Origin of the sequence: Alteromonas stellipolaris, assembly GCF_001562115.1 — a bacterium.
Lineage (GTDB): Bacteria > Pseudomonadota > Gammaproteobacteria > Enterobacterales > Alteromonadaceae > Alteromonas > Alteromonas stellipolaris.
In genome coordinates, this window is record NZ_CP013926.1 from 3,460,085 (window position 1) to 3,483,586 (window position 23,502).

Here is a 23,502-nt window from a genome sequence, read left to right on the forward strand (position 1 = left end):
CTACATAACCTCACTTTCAATAGCGTTTATAGTTACTTTTTCACACCAGTTAATCTTTAGATTCAGCTTATTAGCTTCTTGATGGAGAATTCCTTTTTTATGTAAAAAGTTAAGATAATCCACAATACAATCCAATGAACTTTTGTCTAATTCAACTATTTTACTATGTATTTCTTTAACGACTTCACTATTAGACTTTATCCCCTTACAAGAACCGTAAGTTCTATATAAACTGATAACTTTAGTCTTGAGCTCATTAAAAGTTTCAAGCTCACTTTTCTTAGCAGATTTCATTATCAGTTCAGCATGGAAGAAAGACTCTTTCGCATCTTCTATTAACTTTTCTTCAATTGAAGCTAAAGCCATTTTAATAACAAATATTTCTTTATCATAAGAATGTTCACTGGAGTCATACTCTGTTTGCGTCAATTTCTTTTGACTATGACTATGCAAAATATCTATCAAATATTTGTTTACTGCTTTATAAGTTTGACTTTTAGAATCAGTAGGCTTACAAATTTCGCTATGACTTACTGGTAAGGTTTTAGATTTGAATTTTTTAGTAGTATTTGGGGTTGCACTTAATTCCCCGACACATTCATCATGCTGTGCTTCAATGTAATAACTTTTTGGCAGGTTATCAAATTTATCTACCCAAAGGTCATTTAACGTAGTCATGTCCTTATTTAGAGGCTTTAATTCTTTAGAATTTACATTGATGGGGCCTAGTATTAATGCTGGAAATGCTCCCCTATGTGGAGTAGCTAACGATATGTAACCTATGACGGGCAAATTAATATCATCATATTCATCAGCTAAATGATTCAAAATGAAGTTCTTTGCAATTAAGCCTCCCATACTATGACAAATAAAGACAATGCTATCATAGCCTTCTGATTCAACTTCTAAAAAAGTAGCTAAAGCGTTTGTTAAAGAGTCAATAGATGAGTTTTTACGAATTTTTGGCTTATTAAAATTAAGACCAGGGACTTTATTGATTAAGCCTACAAATGAGTTAGTAACTACGTTTTGAGTCAGGTTTACGATCTTCGTAAAGTAATCAAATTCAATAAGATCAACCTTGTGTCTTATTTTATCGTTTTCTGCTAATAAATCAGGGAAGGCAGCACCACTCTCTTCATTTACCCAAGTTTTATCACCACCAGTAAGCCCATGAACCATAACTACAAGTGTTTTACTCATCTACTATCCTCGCTCATATAAAATTGCCAGGATCAATAACCTTTAAAGCATATCCTGTTGCTATATTAAGTTTACATTTAGTATCAATAGTCTAACCTAGAATTTAAGACTTAAAAATAAGTAACTAACATTTAAAGGAAAAATAATACTCTCTTTAAATCTAGATCAATACATTAATATGAAATATGGCGGCATTACTCCAATCTTTAACTGATAAAAGTAATAGAAACAAAAAAGCGAGCTTATTAGCTCGCTTTTCATTATTTTTACTTTCAAACTTTATTCGAAAGTGACATCAACCAGCCCTACCCCTCAATATAACTCTCTATACTAGGGCAAGAACAAATCAAATTACGATCCCCGAACACATCATCAATGCGGTTAACCGAAGGCCAGAATTTGTTTCTGTGTACTTCTGGTACTGGGTACGCCGCTAGGTTGCGGTCGTAACTACGGTTCCAGTCGTTGTCACAAATATCGGCTAGGGTATGTGGTGCATTGTGTAGTGGGTTGTCGGTAGCATCCCACTCGCCGCTTTCTACTTTCGCAATTTCTTGGCGAATGCTGATCATGGCATTTACGAAACGGTCTAGCTCGTACTTAGCTTCCGATTCAGTGGGCTCAATCATTAGCGTGCCCGCTACTGGAAAGCTCATAGTAGGCGCGTGGAAACCGTAGTCGTTTAAGCGTTTTGCTATATCTACTTCGGTTACACCGCTGGCTTCTTTTAATGGGCGCAGGTCAATAATACATTCGTGCGCTACGCGGCCGTTCTTACCTTTGTACAGTACGTTGTAATGCCCTTCTAAGGCATTGGCTACATAGTTGGCGTTAAGTATGGCTACTTCGGTTGCCTTACGTAGGCCAGCCGAGCCCATCATTTTAATGTACATGTAGCTTATTGGCAGAATAGACGCACTGCCCCATGGAGCTGCCGAAACCGCGCCGCAGTCTTTACCTGCTGTTTCAATATTCACTACCGTGTGGTTTGGCAAGAAAGGCGCAAGATGCGATTTCACTCCAATAGGCCCCATACCTGGGCCGCCACCACCGTGTGGAATACAGAAGGTTTTGTGTAGGTTTAAGTGCGATACGTCTGAACCAATAAACCCAGGTGACGTAATGCCCACCTGCGCGTTCATGTTCGCGCCATCCATATACACTTGGCCGCCGTACTGGTGCACAATTTCACACATTTCACGAATGGTTTCTTCGTACACACCGTGGGTAGATGGGTAAGTGATCATGGCGCACGATAAGTTATCGCCCACTTCTTCGGCTTTCTTGCGAAGGTCGGCAATGTCTACATTACCGTTGTTGTCACATTTTACTACCACTACGTTTAGGCTAACCATTTGCGCAGATGCGGGGTTAGTACCGTGTGCTGAACTTGGAATTAAGCATACGTTTCTGTGCCCTTCGCCGCGGCTTTCATGGTAACGCTGAATGGCCAATAAGCCTGCGTATTCACCTTGTGCACCTGAGTTAGGTTGCATAGATAGGTTGTCGTACCCAGTCACGTTGATTAACCACTCGGCTAGCTCGGCAATCATTTCTTGATAGCCCACCGCTTGATTTAGTGGTGCAAACGGGTGAATTTGGCCAAACTCTGCCCAAGTTACGGGAATCATTTCCGCAGTAGCGTTTAGCTTCATGGTGCACGAACCCAATGAAATCATTGAGTGGTTCAAGGCTAAATCTTTATTCTCTAGGCTTTTAATATAACGCAGCATTTCAGTTTCTGAATGGTACTGGTTAAACACTTCGTGAGTAAGAATATCGCTAGTGCGTACTAGGTTTTCTGGAATAGCATTAGTAGGCTGCGTGGTAACTTCGGCATCAAGCGCATCTACACTTAAGCCGTGGTCGCTACCTAGAATAACGGTAAACAAAGTAGCAATGTCTTCACGGGTAGTAGTTTCATCAAGCGAAACCCCTACAGCGCCTTCTAAATCGGCACGTAGGTTTAGGCCGTGTTCGTAGCCTTTGTTTAGTACAGCGTCTTTGTTATCTACCAATACAGTTAGGGTATCGAAGTAGGTGCTGTGTTTAAGGGCTGCACCTTTTTTCGTTAGGCCTGCCGCTAGAATACTGGTTAAGCGGTGTATGCGCTGAGCAATGGTTTTTAAGCCTTTAGGGCCGTGGTATACGGCGTAAAAGCTGGCCATGTTAGCTAGCAATACTTGCGCGGTACAAATGTTCGAGTTAGCTTTTTCGCGGCGAATATGTTGCTCACGCGTTTGCAGCGCCATACGTAGTGCTGGGCGGCCACGGGTGTCTTTACTTACGCCAATAATACGGCCAGGCAATGAACGCTTGTAGCTGTCGCGTGTTGCGAAGAATGCAGCATGTGGGCCGCCGTACCCCATTGGCACACCAAAGCGTTGTGCGCTGCCTAGGGCAACGTCTGCGCCTAGTTCACCGGGCGATTTTAGCATTACCAAGCTCATCAAGTCGGCGGCTACTGCCACTATGCCTTTTTTGGCTTGTACTGCAGCAATAATATCGGAAATGTCGGTTACTTCACCGGTGGTGCTTGGATATTGTAACAACGCACCAAATACATCGTGATTTGCCGCATCGCTTGCTGGGCCGGTAATAATACCAAAACCAAACATTTCAGCGCGTGTAGCTACTACATCGTGGGTTTGTGGGTGTACGTCATCAGCAATAAAGTAGCTGCTGGCTTTTTTGTTTTTAGATACGCGTTTAGCCAATGCCATGGCTTCAGCCGCTGCGGTGCCTTCATCAAGTAATGAAGCAGACGCTAGCTCTAAGCCGGTTAAATCAATGGTCAACTGTTGAAAGTTTAAAATGGCTTCCAAACGGCCTTGGGCAATTTCTGGCTGGTAAGGCGTGTATGCTGTGTACCAACCTGGGTTTTCTAACACGTTGCGTAAAATAACATTGGGTACGTGGGTATCGTAATAACCCATACCAATAAACGAGCGATTAACCGTGTTTTTGCCAGCCACTTTTTTCAATGCTGCTAATGCATCTACTTCGGTTGCCCCTTCGCCTACTTTTAACGGCTCAGGTAGCGCAATGCCAGCCGGTACGGTTTGCGCAATTAAATCGTCTAACGATGTTGCGTCAATAGCCGACAGCATTTGCTGAATTTCTTCTTCGCCTGGGCCTACGTGGCGGCGAATGAATGCGTCTTTTTGCTCTAGTTGAGCTAATGTAGGAGAAGTATTCGACATAACGTTGTTAAGCACTCGCAATGTATTGCCCCGAAAGGCAGGATAAAACACAAATAAAAACGTAAAGATAAAAAGGGGCTAATTAGAAGCCCCTTTTTAATAATTACTGGTTACTACGCTTCCATTTAGAAGCAACTAACGAATTACTCTTCGTCAATGCTGTTTTCATAACCTTCAGCGTCTAATAAGCCTTCAACTTCTTCGGCATCATCCGCTTTAATTTTGAATAACCAGCCATCGCCGTAAGGGTCTGAGTTTACAAGCTCTGGTGAATCTTCTAGTTCTTCGTTAACGCCAACTACTTCGCCGCTAATAGGGGCGTAAACGTCTGAAGCCGCTTTAACCGATTCAGCAACAGCGATATCGTCGCCAGTGCTCACGGTGTCGCCAACGTCTGGCAACTCTACAAATACCATATCGCCAAGCAAGCCTTGAGCGTGCTCAGAAATACCTACTGTAAATACACCATCGCCGTCTGGACGAACCCATTCGTGGGTAGATGCGTAACGTAAATCTGTTGGAATGTTGCTCATAATCGTTCCTGTTATTCTCTGTTAACTTATAAAACACTTTTTCCGTTGCGAACAAAGGAGGGCTTAACCACTTTTACTGTAACCCACTTTTTGCGCATTTCCACCTCAACCGTTTCACCAACATCTGAAGGTACTCGTGCTAACGCAACAGAGTGGCCTAATGTAGGTGAAAATGTACCTGAGGTAATAATACCTTCGCCGCTTTCGGTTTTAATTTTTTGACCGTGGCGCAACACGCCTTTCTCTGTCATTACTAAGCCAACTAACTTGTCGGTACCGGCTTCGCGCTGTGCTTCTAATGCGCTGCGGCCAACAAAGTTACGATCTGCTGGTTCCCACGTAATAGTCCAGCCCATGTTAGCGGCTAGTGGTGATACAGTTTCATCCATATCTTGGCCGTACAAGTTCATGCCTGCTTCTAAACGAAGGGTATCGCGCGCGCCTAAACCACACGGTTTAACGCCTGCGTCTAGCAAGTCTTGCCAGAAGCTGGCTGCTTGCGCGGTAGGCACCATAATTTCGTAACCTGCTTCACCGGTATACCCTGTGGTAGCAATGAATAAATCTTCAGCTTGTACGCCGAAAAACGGCTTCATGCCTGCAACTGCTTCTTTTTGCGCGGCGCTGAAAAGCGTTGCTGCTTTTTCTTTGGCATTAGGGCCTTGCACAGCAATCATGGCGAACTCTGGGCGTTCGGTAATAGATACGTCGAAACCTTCGGCGTTAGTATTTAGCCAGTTCATGTCTTTTTCGCGTGTGGCTGAATTAACTACTAGGCGATAGTTAGTTTCATCGAAGTAATACACGATTAAATCGTCTACCACGCCGCCTTCTTCATTAAGCATGCCGCTGTATAGCGCTTTGCCTTTTATTTGAAGTTTAGCAACGTCGTTTGCAAGAAGGTGTTGAAGGTATGCTTTAGCTTGTGTGCCTTTAACATCAACAATGGTCATGTGCGACACGTCGAACATGCCTGCATCTTGGCGAACAGCGTGATGCTCTTCTATTTGCGAACCATAGTTAATTGGCATATCCCAGCCAAAGAAATCAACCATTTTGGCACCAGATTCTAGGTGCTTTGCATGTAGGGCGGTGGTGTTAGACATTCCACTTTCTCTTAGGTAAGGGTAGAAAACGCTATCGAGTATAGTGAGTGAAATAAGGCGCAACAAATTGAAAATTCTTATCAATACATTTATAAAGGTAATGTATACGATTTACTACATCAGGAATTCAAATCTTAATGAAGCAGCTATCGCTAGATAATTTGCGCACTTTTGTGAGTGTTATAGAGCTTGGCGGCTATGCTAAAGCCGGTGAATTCGTGGGTCGGTCGCAGCCCGCTATTAGTTTGCAAATAAAAAAACTAGAATCCCAACTAGAAAGAAAGCTGTTTACTAAGGTAGGCCAACGGCATTTACCTAGCGCCGATGGCAATTGGCTTTATCCTAAAGCAAAAGAGTTACTAGAACTTAACGACAACATCTTTAAAAGCCTAATTCCTGCGCCTTTAAGTGGCCGTTTGCGCTTGGGTATTCCAAACGAATTTGCATCAACGTTACTGCCGGGGCTTATTGGTGAATTTTCGAAGCGCTACCCTGATGTGTCGCTAGAGGTAACATCATCGCTAAGCCGCGATTTACTACACCCCAGCCAGCGGGATCATTTCGATTTAATTTTAGCGCTGGTAAACCCTAATGAAGATACTGAAGGGGAAGTGGTACTGGAAGATGAAATAGTGTGGGTGGGCGATGCCACCCGCCCTTTAGTAGGCGATAGCATCCCGCTGGTGCTGGCCCCCGATGGCTGTATGTACCGAAGCCGTGTAATTGAAGAACTAAAACAACAAACCTTTGCATGGAAAATTACTTACACTAACGCCGATTTAGGTGGCTTAGTGGCGGCTATTCAACAAGGCTTAGGTATTACCGCCCTCGCCCGTTCAAGTTTGCCGCAAAACGTTTCGCCGCTTAATCACCCAAAACTGCCCAAATTAGGTAGAGTGAATATCTGCCTTTTCAACCAAGACACCCAACATCCTGTCATTAGTAAAACCTTAGCAGAGTTTATAACCAGTAGATTACGGGCTTAGCCTAGTTAAAAACTGATGGCGTTAGGTAAAATTGAACTGGGGTTAGCGTGAAAAAAAGCCGCAATTTATATAAATAAATGCGGCTTTTGTTTTTAAATCACGCACCATGTTTTACGTAAAGTGGATGACATGTGTTGTTAATAAATATCCAAATAAAACAAAGACTGTAACGTCATAGTCTCATCTTGAAGGTAGCTTGGGTTTCTATCGCAGGTATTTTCAGTGCCATCAATAATACCCGCTAATACTTGTCCGCCATCTTCTCTGCATACCGTGCGCTGGTGAGGGCGTTCGCTTCTAAGGTTAGGATTTGTTGAACCGGGAAAAACGTCATCAAAACCCACTGAATCAAGGTGTTGCGCTACGGGTGACCATGTTTCGCCCGGCCCTCGGGGATCTTTCCAGTAATAGCAGTAGCCACCCGTTAAAAAGGTCCAACTATCTGCGCTAGCCCGTGATCTTTGGTCGTGATAGTTACCATGAGAATATTTCCCCACATACACAACAGGATGCTCACCATCTTTTTCAACTGTTTCAGCAGCTTTAGTATAGCGCCCGTTGTGCTGCCAGTAAGTCACGTGCTCTAGCTCATGATTTACTACATGAACGGTAATCGCCTCCCAATCGTCTGCGTGCCCACTATCCCACGTGGTACATCCGTTTTGATCGCCATAATAATTCCAGTAGGTAATTAATTTGTGTGTTTTACCGTTAACGTCTTCTTCGTACGCTTCCCAGAAAACAGGAACCGTTGTAGTTTGATATTCACTTCGAGTAACGCATTCCCCGCTATTTGTTCCATTGGCAGGGTTAGTCGGCCAACATTCGTTATCTGTTCTTAACTTGTACACAGGTTTGAAGTCATTCACGTCATCTGCATAGGTATTTTCAATTTGCCCAGCAAGTCCCACAACAACGCAAATTAGGCTTACATAGAAATGTAGTTTCATTTTATGTCCTTTTCTGTTTAGGTTATTTATTGGTTGTACACGCCTATCTCAAATAGCTTTTCGAGATACCAAGAAGAGTTCTGCGCTAAGCATATTGGGGACAACAAACAGCATGAAATTTATGTGACAGAGAGTGATGTAACCGCCACCCGAAACAAGAACTTAAGCAAGATGAAAGGCATACCGGTATTACCACAACGGATTCTGGTATGGCATTACTTAAAAAACAGGTATAGTTTCTTTTTTTAACGACAAAAAATGCAAGAGCCCATAACTAAATGGTGACTATCAAAGATGTAGCCGCCCATGCTGGCGTAGCGTTTAAAACGGTATCTCGCGTTGTTAATAACGACCCCACTGTAAAGCCGGCCAATCGTGACAAAGTATTAGCGTCTATTGAAGAACTAGGCTATCGCCCAAATCGTGCTGCGCAAATGACTAGGCGGAAAAAATCGGGAGTAATTGGATTTATTGCTGATGAGCTTTTGCGTGTGCCTTACACTTTCGATCTTATTCGCGGCGCGCAAGACTTAGCCTGGAAGAATAATAAAGAGCTTATGGTACTTAACGTTAATGTTGATAAATATAGCGTAGAAGGTGCTATCAATCATTTGTTGGGGCATAGAGTTGAAGGCATTATTTATGCGGCAATGTATCATCGGGAAGTAACGCTGCCTGAACAACTTACCCCTGTTCCCACTGTATTAGCGAATTGTTTCGACCCATCAAAGCGATTTGCCTCAATCGTGCCTGATGAAAAAGAAGCTGCCAGAGAAATTACTGCCAAAATGCTGAATAAAGGCTACCGTCGTATTGTCTTCTTAAACTTGAATGAAAATATTATTGCGGGGCAGCAGCGTAAAGCAGGTGCTGAACAAGCTTTTGCCGAACATAAAGGGAAAAATTGCGAACTGCATATAGAGTCAGTCATTATTGGTGAAGAAGGCAATGAGCGCTCAGTAACGCGCCAACGGGCAGCTGAACTTATCGAAAACTTTAAACCCGATGCAATTCTTTGCGGCCAAGACCCAATGGCAGTAGAAGTCTATTTTGTGGCACAATCTTTAGGTTTAAAAGTGGGCGAAAACATTGGTATTGGTAGCTTCGATGACTGGGATATTATCCCCACGCTATTGCAACCATCTCTTACCACCATGGCACTCCCTCACTACGACATGGGCCAATGGGCCATAAATTATCTTTTAAACGAAAGAACCGATATCGTTAGTCAAACGGCAAAATTCAACTTAATTAATCGCGACTCATTTTAAGGTTTGGTTGTTGAAGTGCCGGCGTCGCCTTGTTTTTATCTTCTAACACCCGCCAAGATATCGCTACGTTTAGGGTTACCACTATACCTAGTACCAAATACGCATTGGCAAAACCAAACGTATCGTACATTTCACCCACTAGCGACGACAGCGCTGTCGTTACCACCTGCGACATCACATTAAATCCAATTAAGTAAATCGTTGCAGAGAGCCTAGCGTCGAAGTTTACCGTTATGTATTTGAATATACTCACTAACAAGAGGGGTAATTCTACGGCATGCAGAAGCTTCACCATCGATATTGAAATTGTGTCGTCAACTAAGCCTGATGCAAGAATACGTAGCGCCATAATAGCGCCACTCAGTAACAAGCCATTCTTTGCACCAATCTTGTTTACCACATATGGCGCCACAAACATCAGGCCCGCTTCCACAAACACTTGAGTCGAATTTAAGTACCCATAGAATCGGTTACCCTCTTCTACACTGGGGAACATTGCTGCAAAATAAATAGCAAATTGCTGGTCGTAAATTTGATACAGACAAGACACGCCCATAACGTAAAAGCCTAAGCGCCAGAATGAACCTAGCTTCAAAAGCGCAAATACATCCATTGAAGAGATACTGGTTCGATGCGACGATTGTAAATCAAATTCGTTTGTTGGAAGTCGAAGTACACAAACAAAAAATGCTGCGCCACTCACACTCGCAATCCAAAAGTTGACCTGCGGGCTAATGTTGAAAATTATCCCTGCAGCAAATGTTGCCACCGCCCAGCCTAATGAACCCCACAATCTCGCTTTACCAAACTCGACACCATGCTGACGCCCTATACGCTCAATTAGCGCCTCTAATGTACCTACCGCAGCACCAAACGCTAAGGCGCTGTAGAGTGCGCCAACACAAACTCCCGTAAAAAAATGATGGGTGAGTAAAGGTTGGTAGACATACACAAAAAATGGCCCAACTGCGATGGTCAATAAAGCTAAAATACGGAGCAATTGCTTACCGGTACCCAACTTGTCTTGCACTACGCCATAAACCGGCATAGCAAACAATGCAGCTAGCGCGTTTGCGGCAAATACAATACCGGTTTGTTTGCCAGATAACTGTAACGTTTGGTTTAGCCAAAGTGGGAAAAGCGAGTAAGCGAACGACCACGTTAAGAAAAACGTGAACAAGGCCAGTGCTGAAGACCAATACGCGGTACTAGGCCGCTGCCGTAACATGCAACCTAGTACTGACGTTGAATGGGCTTTATTTGTTAGCATAAATAGATGCTAAACGCGCACCTAACACTGAGTGAATTTCAGTAGTATCATCGTTAGTTTTCAGCGTAGTGTAAACCGATTTCGGAAAGACCAGCGCTGTCATAACAGTCAAGCCATCATCAATGAATACTTCAACTGACCCACGATCTGCAACCACAGTCACGCTAATTTCATCTCCTTCGTAGTTAAGAAGCGCGTGTTGCGTACTGCCAAACTCGCTATGAAACTCTGTTTTACCCGACAAACTTCTATCTAACTTAACGACATTAGCTTTGGTATCTATTACTAGGCCAATACTCTCACCTTCATCGTTTGCCAAGGTTATGCTAGAAATTGGGTTGTTTTTACTATCAATATTAAATGAGAAAATAGATGCCGTGTTGCTTCGTTTTCCGACCGCTTCTTTTACTATCAGAGAATCCCCAGCAGTAAGTGTCTTCAAACCCGTCTCTTGTTGTTTCAGTTTATAGACTTCTTTTGCCAACTTGCTTTTAACCCGCAAACCATGATTACTATTAACCAGTATCAATTCCCTGGGCAATGTCATGGCACTTCTAAAATTACTTGAAGGCACTTCATTGGCATATAGCCAGTTGCTCATCCAACCCATAAACACATGACGCTGTTCATCACTATTAGGTGCTTTGAAGAACGTAACCCCTGCATAGTTATCGGTTCCGTAGTCTAACCAAACGGCTGGTTCAATTTGATTTCTAGCGGGGTGATCTGAAAATACAAATTGATCAACCAACACATGACCCCAACCTCCGGTTTCATAATCAATGATTTGAAGTTGAGCATGTTGGCCTTCATACGCCGCAACATCCCAGCTCACATTGCGTAATATATTACGGTTCTTACCCGTTGCCGACATCACCACTTTATTGTCGACTAACAGATTAACGCCCACTTTTTCCGTGTGCTGCCCACCTGCCAATTTAAAATTAATAAACGGTTTTTCTATCAAAAACTTCGGTGATGTCAGAGAACCGGTAGATAAATCGCCGTCTTTAAAACTATTAATAAGATGCTGCCCTTCAAAGCCTTCCGGCATAGGCTGAGCACCGTGTGAGCCCGCGGTGGGACCACCATTAAAAGCATCACCTTTTGTGTGCCAATCGTTAATTTCCTGTTCAAAGTCGGCAAATACAGTGCCCTCTGGAAACTCTGCTGGCGTCTGAGCTAACGCTTGCTGCCATGTATCATCAAGGACGAAGTTTTTACCATCAAAGTCGCCCACGAAGTACTGCGTAGCTGAACCGCCATTTGGACCGCCCGGCATGATGCTTACAAGTAGTACATATCGATATTCATCGGTGCCAGCTATTGGCATAAGAATCAATTCAGGGCACTCCCATACGCCGCCGTGACTCCCCATGTTTTCACCGAAAGTACTTTCTAACTTCCACTCTTTTAAATTCTCTGAACTGTAAAACCCAATATGGTCTTTTTGTGCCAGTGCCATAATCCACTGCTTAGAGCCCTCATGCCACATGACTTTGGGATCTCTGAAGTCGCGAATGCCTGGATTTTCCACCACTGGGTTTTGAGCGTACTTCTGCCAAGTTCGCCCCTTATCTAAACTGTAGGCCATGGCTTGCGTTTGAAAATCAATACGCCCCGCTTTTTCAAGCTCTGGATTGTGATAAGTGTACAGCGCCACGATGGGTGGATTTTCCTTTGTTCCTAACCCGCTAGAATTGTTCCAGTCGACCACGGCACTTCCCGAGAAGATAGTCCCCTGTTCATCGGGGTAAAGCGCAATGGGCAAATGCTCCCAATGCACTAAGTCTCGACTAACAGCATGCCCCCAATGCATGGGCCCCCAAACCGAAGCATTTGGGTTATGCTGATAGAAAAGATGATATTCCCCATCAAGATAAAACATACCATTTGGATCGTTCATCCATTTTTCTGGTGGCGTGAAATGGGCCTGCGGCCTAAATTTTTCGTTGTACATGGGGGCCAATCCTGTTGTATCTGTAGTGCGATTCACTACCGAGCTTTGCATTGAACAACCAACTAATGCAGTTGAGATTAAAACGCTAACTAAATATTTCATTGAATTTTAATTTCCTATTCCGATAACTCAGAAGCCACATCTTCTAATGTGCGTCCTTTGGTTTCAGGCATCATGAAACGTACAAATATAAGTTGTAGGAACATGGCTAAAGTAAAAAAGAAGAAGACTTGAGATGCGCTGAAGGTGGCTAACACTTGAGGCATCGCCAAGGTGATGATGGCAGCAAACACCCAGTGAGTTCCGCTACCCAGAGACTGGCCTTTAGACCGCACAGAATTGGGGAATATCTCGGCAATAAACACCCATATGACAGCACCTTGCCCTAACGCGTGTGAAGCAATGAAAACAAAAATAGCGACAACGACGAGTGTGCCCCCCACATCACCGTAAAAAGCCCAACTAACCGTTGCTAAAGAAAGGATGTAGCCAATTGAACCAACGTACATTAATAGCTTACGTCCACATTTATCAATTAAGCTTATCCCCACCATGGTGAACACTAGGTTCACCAACCCAACGCCGGCGGTAGACAATAACGCATTACTCGCATCAAGCCCTGCCATTTCAAAGACCCTTGGTGCGTAATAAATAATAAAATTAATACCCGAAAGCTGATTGAATGCCGCAATCAAAAATGCCAACGTAATCGGCAACTTATATTCGCTTTTAAACAGTGAAGTGTTGGGCTGACGTTTTGCAGACTCGCGTACCTGAGTAATGGTATTGTCAATATCATCACTACCGAGTGCTTGCATTATTTCACGAGCTTCCTGCTCCTTGTTGTGTTTAAGAAGTAACCAACGAGGACTCTCAGGTGCTTTAAGTACTAGAAGTAAGTAAACCAAAGCGGGAATGGCTTCTATTCCCAACATGACTCGCCAGTCTTGAGGAATGATGCCAGTCAGTAAATAGTTAGATAGAAAAGCGATGAGGATGCCAAATACAATTTGGAACTGATACGTTGCAACTAACCGACCTCGCAGGTTGGCAGGAGCAATTTCAGAAATGTAAGCCGGAACAACAATAGAAGAAATTCCTACGCCCACACCGCCAATAAAGCGCAGAATAGCAAAGGTATAAGGGTCTTGTGCTAGTGCAGAGCCAATAGCAGACAAAAGATAAAGCACACCAATAATAACCAGTGTTTTTTTACGCCCCAACTTATCGCAGGGGATGTTTCCGGATAATGCACCAAGTACGGTTCCCCACAGTGCAGAAGACATAACAAATAAGCCATGTACCAGCGGTGAAGTTTCCCACAGCGCTTGTATAGCTTGGTCAGCACCAGAGATGACGGCAGTATCGAATCCGAATAAGAACCCGGCAACTGCAACAGTAACCGACCATGTAATTATTTTATTCATAGTTATATGTACAACAAGTAAAGCCCCCTTATTAGGAATAATCTCTAATAAGGGGGGCGGCTGAATTAGTAGCCTGGGTTTTGAATGTAAATACCGCCGCTCAAGTTAATCTGTTGATTAGGAATAGGCAGGTATTCGTGCTTGTTTTTGGTGAACTTAGCATCAACTAAGTAGGGCTTGCGGCTTTGCTCCACACTAAGGTATGAGTCGATGGTTTCTTTCGCGATACCCCAACGAACCAAGTCGAAGAACCGATGCCCTTCAAGGCCCAATTCTAAGCGACGCTCAAAACGAAGCGCTTGGCGTGCTTGCTGTTTTGAAGTGAACGCCGTATAGGTGCTAATACGGTATAAACTGGCGTTATTGAGTCTCTCGGTGCTGTTTGCGGCACGCTCACGAATTCGATTAATTATCGGTAACGCTTCAGCAAACCTATCTAGTTCAATTAATGCCTCTGCTTTCCAAAGCAAAACGTCTGAATAACGAATAATAGGTGTATTCAACGAGAAAATTGGGAAGGGGCCGTTCGCTCCGCGGCAATCACACTCAGGGTTTTCCATGTCTTTTATGGCGTTAAAATTGCCGTAAATAGCAGGCGCACGAGCCCAAGAATCGCCACCGTGAATGTAATTTTCATCATATTTGAAGGGCTTGCCTTCCATTGCAACGGTGTGATCTAAGCGTGGATCAACATAGTCGGTCTCTACACGATAATTTGCATCGTTGTACGAATCGAACTGTGGCAAGCCATCTTGGTCGGTTTTAAACGCATTAACAAAGTTTTCGGTTGGCACATGAAAGCCACAACAACCAAACCCACTTTCGCTTGAAATAGGAGCATTTAGCGCACTAGGCCAACTGCCTCGGCCATCTGGTGAGCCATCGTTAAGCGAACGCTGGATTGCAAATACCGACTCTTGCCCATTCTCAAATTCAAACAGAAAATTCTCTGCATAGTCATCGGCTAAACTAAAAACACCACTGGCTTCAATTTCATCAACTAAGGCAACCACTTCATTAAGCTTGTCTTGATTGATATTGACCACGTTGTGCAGATCGTCTTGCTCGTACGCTTGATAAAGTAAAGTTTTGGCTAAAAATGCTTTCGCAGATAACGCTGACGCTCGGCCAACATCCACTTGTACATCTGGTAATGTTTCAGCACCTACACGGAAGTCTTCCGCTATTTTGTCCCACAACTGCTGATCGGTAAGATCGCGGTTGCTAGCAGACAGAATATCTTCCTGTGTCATGGTTTCATCAATCCAAGGGATATGTTTATGATGAATTTTCAAGTCAAAATAAAAGAAACCACGAATAAACCTAAGTTCTGCAGACTGCAAATTACCATTAGGTAGCTCGGCGGCAGGCGTTTCATTAATAATTTTAAGCGCAGCGTTCACCCGCGAAATGCCGGTATAGTTCCGCGTCCACTTTTTATCATTTAAATCGATAAGATCGGGAGGGAACGATTCCATATCGGGTACCAACGGCTCGTATAGCGACAAGGCATGGTAGGCGAATATATCTGAGGGACCATTCCCGCCTTTATGTGCATCGCCCGCGCGTAAGTTTCCGGTAGGCCAAAGAAAATTAGGTGCTGTATAGTGATCATTACCTATATAGGAATACGCCGCTATCACGAGGGCATCTACGTTTTCTGCGGTAGCAACCTGCTCTTCAGTGAGCACTGCTTGGGGTGCCGTATCTAATTGATCACTGCCGCCGCAAGAGGCGACCGACAGCGCGACTAAACTACTTGCTAATAACTGTGTTACTCGTTTCATAATTCAAATCCGTAAAAATAGGGGCGCTTAGAAAGACAAATCCATACCAAGGGTGATTCGACGCGGTACTGGGAATACCTCATTTGGCGTTTCAGGATCTTGGCTTAACGTGCCATCTGGCGTGATGGTAAGTAGGTTTGAGGCTTGCACATAGAAGCGAGCATTGCTCAGTCCAAAGCGCTCAACAAAATCAAGTGAAGGGGTGTAGCCAACGCTGATGTTACGTAGTTTTAGATAAGTGCCATCTTCCCAAAAGAAACTCGATTGACGGCCTTCACCGTTGTTATCCACCAAAGTAAGTGCCGGTACAGTGGTATCGGTATTTTCCGGTGTCCACGCATCTAACGTTCGAGAACCATAGTTTGAACCAATATTAAGCGAGGTAAAGTCGGTAAATAAGCGCCAGTTGTTGCGAATTTGACCACCTTTTACGCCCTGCCAAAACATGTTGAAATCCCAGTCTTGGTAGCGGAAAGTAAAGTTCATTCCATAAATGAAATCTGGATCGGTGTCGGCAAAGAAATCTTGATCGTTCTCGTCGATAACACCGTTTCCGTCAAGATCTTTCCAGCGAATACGACCTAAACCAGCGCCGGCTTGTGCGGCGTGTGAATCTATTTCTTCTTGGTTTTGGAAAAGTCCGTCTGCTACGTAACCATATACAGAGTTAATGGAATGCCCTAAGATGGTTTTATCTTGACCATTACCGCCAAACGAATTCACCACATCTTCCGGTAAAGCCGTTACCGTGTTTTTGGCGCTAGAAATATTAAAACTAATATCAACTTCTAGTTCATCGTCAAGAAAACCGGTGTCCACCCAACTTTCATAACCAAGCACCAGTTCTACACCTTTGTTCTCAATGGTGCCGCCGTTCACCCAACGCTGGGCGCCTTCTCCTAGCGTAGCGACAGGCTGAGTGAGAGTTAGAATGTCGCGGGTTTCTTTTTCGAACCAATCAATGCTTCCGTAAATAGTTCGTTCGAATAGTTCAAAATCGAGCCCTATATTAACTTGGGTCGATGTCTCCCATTTTAAGTCTTCATTACCCGTTTGTGCTTTTACAAACCCAGATGGCAATGTTCCGCCATTGGCACCCGTTACATCGTATGCGGTTCCTTCGTCTTGAAGATCTGTGAAGAGTGATTGAGTTGCATAGCGTGGAACATAGGTAGTGAATGTGGCATTTGACGCAATTTCCTGGTTTCCGGTTTCACCTATACTCGCTCTAAGTTTCAACGTATCAATAGATTCAATATCGAAAAACTCTTCGTTTGTGATAACCCAACCTACCGATGCCGCTGGGAATGTTCCGTATTCATTGTTTTTACCAAACCGAGATGAACCATCTCGTCGCACCGTTGCTGATGCTAGATAGCGATTGTCGTAGTTATAATCTACCCGCGCAAATTGTGAGTCTAAGGCCCATGAATCGCCCTCTCCTTCAACACGAACATTTTCCGTCGCTTGCGATAAATATGCGAACGCGCGGTCATCAGAAGCAAAGCCAGAACCAAACCCTCTAGACAACTCGTTTTTAGCATCAATTTGTTCAACGCCAGCTAAAAAATTAAACTTATGTTTATCATCTAAAACAAGCTTGTAAGTAGCCGTAGCGCTGGTAATAATACTTTGGTTCCAGCTGTCTTCTACACTGAGTAAATCATCTGAAGATAAGAAGCCTGCTGTGTAAGCACGTCTAAAATTACGGAAGTAATATTGACCGTAATCCACACCTACCGAACCTCGAAGTACTAAATCTTCAATGGGTTCATATTCAACATAAAAACTACCCATAATTTTATTGTAGGTGCTTTCGTTATCACGGTTTTGCTCAATAATACGAACCGGGTTATCGCGATCGGTAATGCCGGCAACAGGCCCTCCCCAGTTACCTAAATCGTTATAAACTGGAACGATAGACTGCTGTTCAATAGACAAGCCCACAATATCGCCGGCAAGGTCATTGATTAAGTTGGCTTTTTGGTCGGTAATTAAAAAGGTTTGCCCCACTTTCAATTTATCTTCAATAATCTCGTAGTCTGCATTTACACGGAACGACATACGAGAAAACTTAGAGCCATCAACCACGCCCTCTGCGTCGTAGTAGCCAATTGAGCTGTAGAAACTAGCGCGATCAGTCCCACCTTTTACGGATAGGTTCATATCTTGAATTTTGGCAGTTTGCGTGACTTCATCAAACCACTGGGTGTCGGCGGCTTGCTGCACGCCTTCAGGATCGGTGTACTGAGGAATAGAGACACTGTTTAACTGTGGATTTGTGAAATCCCCGTTCCAATCGTACGTATATAGCGGACTGGCAGAGTTAGGATCGGTACCGTCATTCACGGCAGCTCGCCACACAACTTCGCCACGTTGAAGAGTGTTAAGAGGGTTTAAGTCAAAATCATATTCTTCAAACGATTGATTGTAGCGGAAATTGAAATCAAGGCCGTCATGACCACGCTTCGTGGTAACGACGATGACGCCATTTCCAGAACGAGCACCGTAAATACTGGCGGCGGCCGCATCTCGCAATACCTGTATATCAGCAATGTCATTACTGTTTATTTCTTGCAGGCCAGATTTAGTAGGAATACCGTCGATAATGTAAAGGGGATCGTTGTTACCTAATGGACCCAATCCTTGCCCTCGAATCCTTACCGTTGCTGATGAACTAGGATTACCATTAGTCGTAATTTGCAAGCCAGGCACACGACCTTGAAGGTTTTGCATAATGTTGCCAGACGGTAAATCGACAACATCTTTAATATCGACTGATGCGATTGAACCGGTTAAATCGGTTTCTTCTACCGCACTATATCCGTAGGATATTTGAATGACTTCAACGTCATCTTCAGAAATGGCATTTTCCAACTCCGCCTCTTGTGCAACACCAATAGGGGCATACATGTAACAAAGAAGCGAACAGGCAGGCAACGCCGTACGCACTTGTCGGGCTAACGGGTGTAATTTGATATTTTTCATTTCACATTCCAAGTCTGTGGTTGTGTTTTTAATTTAAATAAACAACGTTGTCTTTTTAATTTATACATTTTGTTTAAGTATTAATCAACATATAATTAACATATAATTTCAACCCACAAACTGAAACGATTAAGCCCTTTAAATATCAACAACTTAAAATTACAAAAACAAGAATTTATTTAACCTATTTCATCAGGTTTTATGACTTATTTACGTGAATGTATGATTTTTGTTACTGGCGCCGCACCGTCAACACCTTATCTAGTGGAAATTTCGTCAGCCTCTGTCGATGACCGTCTGGCCATAAAATTTCTAGGTAATCGACTACGTCGTTTTGAGGTATGCCAAAGTGTGCCGTCATAAAGTCATTTGATAAATAGTTCGACCCTAAACGGAGCTCCCTAACTTGATTTAGTGACGCAGTTTTTAGCCATAATTTAGCGCCAATAGCGTCGGGATTTTGTTGCCCTGCGACTAGTTTCACTGTCAAAAAGTGATTTGCATTTTTCAGCGTATTTTTATAATACGTAGGCGCCGCACCATTATTTGCAATGAGAATATCAATGGTTCCATTTCCGTCAAAATCAGTACAACTGACTCCCCTGCCTTGCGCAGTATGAGTTAAACCTAATTGACGAGACTTTTGTGTAAATGTGCCGTCACGATTGTTGATAAACAACCTACTGGGGTCATCATAAAACTGACCTACTTGTGATTCTTCGGCGATCGTACCGGTACGCATACCATTTGTATGAAATATATCTAGCCATCCATCGTTGTTAAAATCAGCGAAGCAGGCGCCCCAGCCCCAGTAACCCTCTCTTACACCGGCAACGTCAGTCACATCAGTAAAAACGCCCGTACCATTGTTTTGGTATAGCCGGTTGCCTGAATCGCCACCTATGTACGTTTTCTCCTCTATTGGGTTTGAAATAGCGGTAACAAACCAATCAAAATCACCATCGTTGTCGAAATCTCCCACTGCGGCACCCATGCCATTTTCATCGCTTATCACCGAATGGGTTTTATCCTTAAATATACCCTCTTCGTTAACCATCACCTGAGATGTTTCGTAGTCGGCCGCTATCAATAAATCGAGATCGTTGTCCATATCAATATCGGTAAAAATGGGAGTGAAATTAACATCTAGATTTGGATACAAGGGCGAAGGACGCACATCAGGCAACCGAGAACTTACGTCTTGATAGCGTCCTTTACCGGTATTTTCCCATAAATAACCTTTTCGATTTTTTGTTCGCGTATCTCCCCAATGTGAGGCAAACAAATCGAGATCGCCATCCTTGTCAAAGTCGCCAGCCGATAAAGAGTGGGTAAAGCGAGAAAAATTTATACCGCCTTTAGTAAACGAAGCAAACTTACCACTAGGAAGTTGGTTGAACACCCTAAAATAGCCTTCAAAAATATCGTCTCCCACTAGCAAAAGGTCTTTTCTTCCATCGGCATCATAATCGATAAACAGTGCCCCTAATTGTCTGCCCGATAAATCTCCTAGTAGCCTTGATGTCTCATCAGTAAAACCGCCTTTTTGATTATTGATAAAAAGCTTACCAGGCTGCATGGCATGGCTAATAAATACATCTGGCCATCCATCTTTGTTAATATCATCTACCGCAACGCCTCCGCCCATCAAATGATATTCATCGGTAAATTCAGCTTGCGGCAGCTCATAACGCAGCCCACTATCGATTGAAGCGTCAATGAACCACGCATTTAATGCTTTTTCCTTATCATCAATAGCCCTAACTTGCTCGTCACTGGCACTATTTTCAGGCTCTTGCGCAAGATTTAAATTGCTCACACTATTTATTTGAGATGCGCTAAATTCAGGCCTTAGTAAATTAAACGTTTGTTCTTGCTTGCTTGATACAGGGCTCCAAGGCTTTAAGCAGTCTGAAGAATTTATGCACGGATCAGTTAAGCTCTTAAGAAATGCGACTAGCGCATTTACGTCTTTTTCTTCAACGAGCCCTGTTTGTAATTTACTGCTGTCTTTGTTATCAATGAATTGCTTTAACACGCGGTACGATAAGGTTTTATTACGTTCTTGATTTACCTTTACGCCGGCAAACTGGGGGAGATGACTCAAGCTGTAATCAAATTCAACTACCGAGGCTTCGGGTGCCATATGGTGTTTAATAACATCTGCCAACGAATGGAAAGCCCCAGAATGTCCATACGGCCCTGTCACATCTATATTCAATAAGATAGGTGTTCTGAAAGCATACTTATCGTGAACATTAAATGTGTGCAGTAAACGCCCATGATCATTGCCATCAGTATCTTTTCCTCGGCCAATTTGTGGCATCGCAATATTATGAAATTGTTCATCGGTAAACGCACTACCACTATGGCAGCCGTTGCACGAATACCCTCCATTCGAGGGTTTACTAAAAAATAGCATTGCACCACGCTTCGCTTCATCGCTTAACGCTTCGCTATTTCCGGCCAAATACTCAAACCATGGGTTGTCAACAAACCACATAGAACGCTGAAAAAATGCCAGCGCGGTAGATATTCTATCAATAGTAATAACGTGCTCGGGGTCAGTACTTGAGTCGTCAAAGGCGGTTTGAAATAGAGGAAGCCAAGGGTTATCCCGTCCCGTATCATCAACCTCCAAAAAACCTGCCAATACTTGCTGCCTTTTGGCATTGTTAGTTTTTCTTTTATCTGGTCCATGACCAAACATTTCATGAATGGCGGTAATCGGAAACTTTGCTTGAGCTTGAATAAAATCATCTGCTACCGAGGTATCAGGTAAATTCATTCTGCTATCCGGGGTACGTAACATGGAAACACCCGGGGTTTGAACATCATCTTGTATAATTTCCACTCGCCCATCCCAAAACGCTGCTTTTTTTAAAAGCTGGATATTGAAAATGGTAGAGGCGTTTCTTGGTACATTGGGCGAACCGTCGGCTCTGCTATCAACCAACGTATTCCCATCATGGGTTCTCCCAATGCCTAATAATTCAGGGTTTACTGCGTCAACTCCCACGGGTAACGAAAGCCCATCGCCTCCCCCTAGCTTAGGATGATGACAACTAACACACGCTACATCACCATTAGCACTTAACGTCTTGGTGTAAAACAAGTTTAAGCCTAGCTCAAACATAGGGCCAGACGGCACAGGGACGTCTTTGCTACTAGGTATAGTTGCTTTCAAAGCTAATGATTCAATCAACGCTGCTAAGTTAACGTCTAGCTCATTCTTATTTGAATAAGGAGGTGTATTGGATGGAGAAAGAAAAGTGTGTACTGCCGGAGCAGAAGTAGCAACACTAGCTGTCACTACAAAAACAAATATTGCACTCAAACGCCAACAGTGCGTGATGTAATTAGCCATACCGACCCTATGAATTTCAATAAAAATCTTGCCAAACCAGATTGACAACGTTGTCTTTAATGAAACTTAAAGTGCTAACACATCGAATGCAACAAGTATTTTACAATAGCATCGTTTTACAAAGCCTCTTAAGTAGAGGCCTTGCGTGTGACCTTATACTAACGGTACTAAACGTCCCAAAGGTTTAGTTAAGCTTTCTGGCGGCTCGGTAAAGTAAACGGGGGCTTTGTCTGTCATGTATAGGCAATCTTCTAAGCGAACGCCAAATTTTCCGGGTATGTACAAGCCAGGTTCGTTCGAAAAGCACATGCCTTTGTTAAGTGGTGTAGTTTCGCCACGCACAAAGTTCACGCTTTCGTGCCCCTCCATACCAATACCGTGACCGGTACGATGGCTTAAACCAGGTAGAGCATAGTCTTTATCGTAGCCTTGCGTAACGTAATAAGCGCGCACCGCATCATCTACTTCACCTGCAGGCGTACCAATTTTAGCAGCCGCAAACGCCACGTTTTGGCCTTCACGCACGGTATTCCACACATCTACCACCTGCTGCGATGCTTTGCCGAATACCAAAGTACGGCTAATGTCCGACTGATACCCATGTACGCTACAACCACTGTCGAGCAATATCACTGAGCCTTCACTAATGGTTTGTTTTGCATTCGTACCATGAGGATAAGCACTGGCATCATTAAATAATGCTAAACACCATGCACCGCTGCCGCCAAGTTGCTGCTGAGCGCTATTCATTAGGCCTTTTACTTGCGCTTGGCTCATGCCGATTTCAAGTTTGCTAAAAACATATTGGTAAGCCTTAAGAGTTACTTCATTGGCTTTATGCATAAGAGTAAGCTCGGCAGCCGTTTTATACATTCTACAACCGCGAGTAACCGGCTCTGCCGCCACTATGTTCATATTTGGCAGTGCGTTAGTTACGCCAGTTACGACAAAGTAGCGAACACTGCTTTCAAAGCCAATATTGCCTTTGGTAATACCACGAGATTTCAAAATGCTGGCTACAACATCAAACGGGCTTTCGTGCTCTTGCCATACGCGAACATCGTCGCCTACTTTCAAGCTTTCCAAAACACTGGGTTGCTCAAAATAAGGCGTTACCACACCAATCTCACCTTTTTGCGGTATAACTAACGCGGTGAGTCGCTCGCTTCGCCACCACTGAATACCTGAGAAATAGTCCATGGCTGCACCCGGCTCTATTATCAGTGCTGCCATATCATTTTCTACCATTAACGCCTGCGCCTTTTTAATTCGCGCTTCGCGCTCGGCGTTGGTAATAGGAGAAACGCCTGAGGTAATTGGCTGTAACGATAATGAATTGCTTTTAGTGCTAGCTGCTGCATTGGCAGCGGCAAGGCTGGTCAGTGGCGATAACGCCAAAGGGGCTAAAGCTGCCGCGCCTGAAAGTCGAAGAAAATCGCGTTTTTTCATTA

14 protein-coding genes are annotated in these 23,502 nt (G+C 43.7%); 2 read left to right on the forward strand and 12 right to left on the reverse strand.

Annotated elements, in window-relative coordinates; all coding sequences use genetic code 11:
- From AVL57_RS14835 to gcvT, 4 genes are all read right to left on the reverse strand, one after another.
- On the reverse strand, positions 1–1,203 hold the full coding sequence (locus tag AVL57_RS14835; protein ID WP_057790054.1) for an ABC-three component system protein: 1,203 nt from the start codon (positions 1,201–1,203) through the stop codon (positions 1–3).
- A 305-nt stretch (positions 1,204–1,508) separates the two neighbouring features.
- On the reverse strand, positions 1,509–4,406 hold the full coding sequence (gene gcvP, locus AVL57_RS14840; protein ID WP_057795974.1) for an aminomethyl-transferring glycine dehydrogenase: 2,898 nt from the start codon (positions 4,404–4,406) through the stop codon (positions 1,509–1,511).
- Positions 4,407–4,549: 143 nt separating this feature from the next.
- Entirely contained in the window at positions 4,550–4,939 is a 390-nt protein-coding gene (gcvH, locus tag AVL57_RS14845; RefSeq protein WP_057790052.1) for a glycine cleavage system protein GcvH, read from the reverse strand.
- A gap of 26 nt (positions 4,940–4,965) precedes the next feature.
- Positions 4,966–6,045 (reverse strand): glycine cleavage system aminomethyltransferase GcvT, encoded by a 1,080-nt coding sequence (gene gcvT, locus AVL57_RS14850; protein ID WP_057790050.1) that lies wholly within the window; start codon positions 6,043–6,045, stop codon positions 4,966–4,968.
- Between the two features lie 137 nt (positions 6,046–6,182).
- Between gcvT and AVL57_RS14855 the strand changes: the two genes are divergently transcribed.
- Positions 6,183–7,031 (forward strand): LysR family transcriptional regulator, encoded by an 849-nt coding sequence (locus tag AVL57_RS14855; RefSeq protein ID WP_057790048.1) that lies wholly within the window; start codon positions 6,183–6,185, stop codon positions 7,029–7,031.
- Positions 7,032–7,168: 137 nt separating this feature from the next.
- On the opposite strand, the gene AVL57_RS14860 is transcribed toward AVL57_RS14855, so the two are convergent.
- Complete coding sequence (locus AVL57_RS14860; protein ID WP_057790046.1) at positions 7,169–7,981, reverse strand: hypothetical protein; 813 nt, start codon at positions 7,979–7,981, stop codon at positions 7,169–7,171.
- Positions 7,982–8,259: 278 nt separating this feature from the next.
- Between AVL57_RS14860 and AVL57_RS14865 the strand changes: the two genes are divergently transcribed.
- On the forward strand, positions 8,260–9,252 hold the full coding sequence (locus tag AVL57_RS14865; protein ID WP_057790044.1) for a LacI family DNA-binding transcriptional regulator: 993 nt from the start codon (positions 8,260–8,262) through the stop codon (positions 9,250–9,252).
- Here the strand turns inward: AVL57_RS14865 and AVL57_RS14870 are convergent.
- From AVL57_RS14870 to AVL57_RS14900, 7 genes are all read right to left on the reverse strand, one after another.
- A complete protein-coding gene (locus tag AVL57_RS14870) occupies positions 9,233–10,522 on the reverse strand; it encodes an oligosaccharide MFS transporter (protein ID WP_231885058.1) in 1,290 nt (429 codons plus the stop codon). The two genes, AVL57_RS14865 and AVL57_RS14870, sit on opposite strands and share 20 nt — an antisense overlap.
- Positions 10,509–12,584, reverse strand: a complete 2,076-nt coding sequence (locus AVL57_RS14875) for a glycoside hydrolase family 32 protein (RefSeq protein ID WP_082604847.1) — start codon at positions 12,582–12,584, stop codon at positions 10,509–10,511. Before AVL57_RS14875 ends, AVL57_RS14870 begins: the two co-directional genes overlap by 14 nt.
- Before the next feature lie 14 nt (positions 12,585–12,598).
- A complete protein-coding gene (locus AVL57_RS14880) occupies positions 12,599–13,909 on the reverse strand; it encodes a sugar porter family MFS transporter (RefSeq protein WP_057790042.1) in 1,311 nt (436 codons plus the stop codon).
- Positions 13,910–13,974: 65 nt separating this feature from the next.
- Positions 13,975–15,696: a RagB/SusD family nutrient uptake outer membrane protein gene (locus AVL57_RS14885; protein ID WP_057790040.1), complete on the reverse strand. Its 1,722-nt coding sequence runs from the start codon at positions 15,694–15,696 to the stop codon at positions 13,975–13,977.
- A gap of 27 nt (positions 15,697–15,723) precedes the next feature.
- The gene (locus tag AVL57_RS14890; RefSeq protein ID WP_057790037.1) at positions 15,724–18,684 is read right to left on the reverse strand and encodes a SusC/RagA family TonB-linked outer membrane protein; all 2,961 of its coding nucleotides are present in this window, start codon (positions 18,682–18,684) and stop codon (positions 15,724–15,726) included.
- Between the two features lie 232 nt (positions 18,685–18,916).
- Positions 18,917–22,051, reverse strand: coding sequence for an FG-GAP-like repeat-containing protein (locus AVL57_RS14895; protein ID WP_057790035.1), 3,135 nt, complete (start codon positions 22,049–22,051; stop codon positions 18,917–18,919).
- Between the two features lie 153 nt (positions 22,052–22,204).
- Complete coding sequence (locus AVL57_RS14900) at positions 22,205–23,500, reverse strand: M24 family metallopeptidase (RefSeq protein WP_082604845.1); 1,296 nt, start codon at positions 23,498–23,500, stop codon at positions 22,205–22,207.
- Positions 23,501–23,502: the final 2 nt, after the last annotated feature.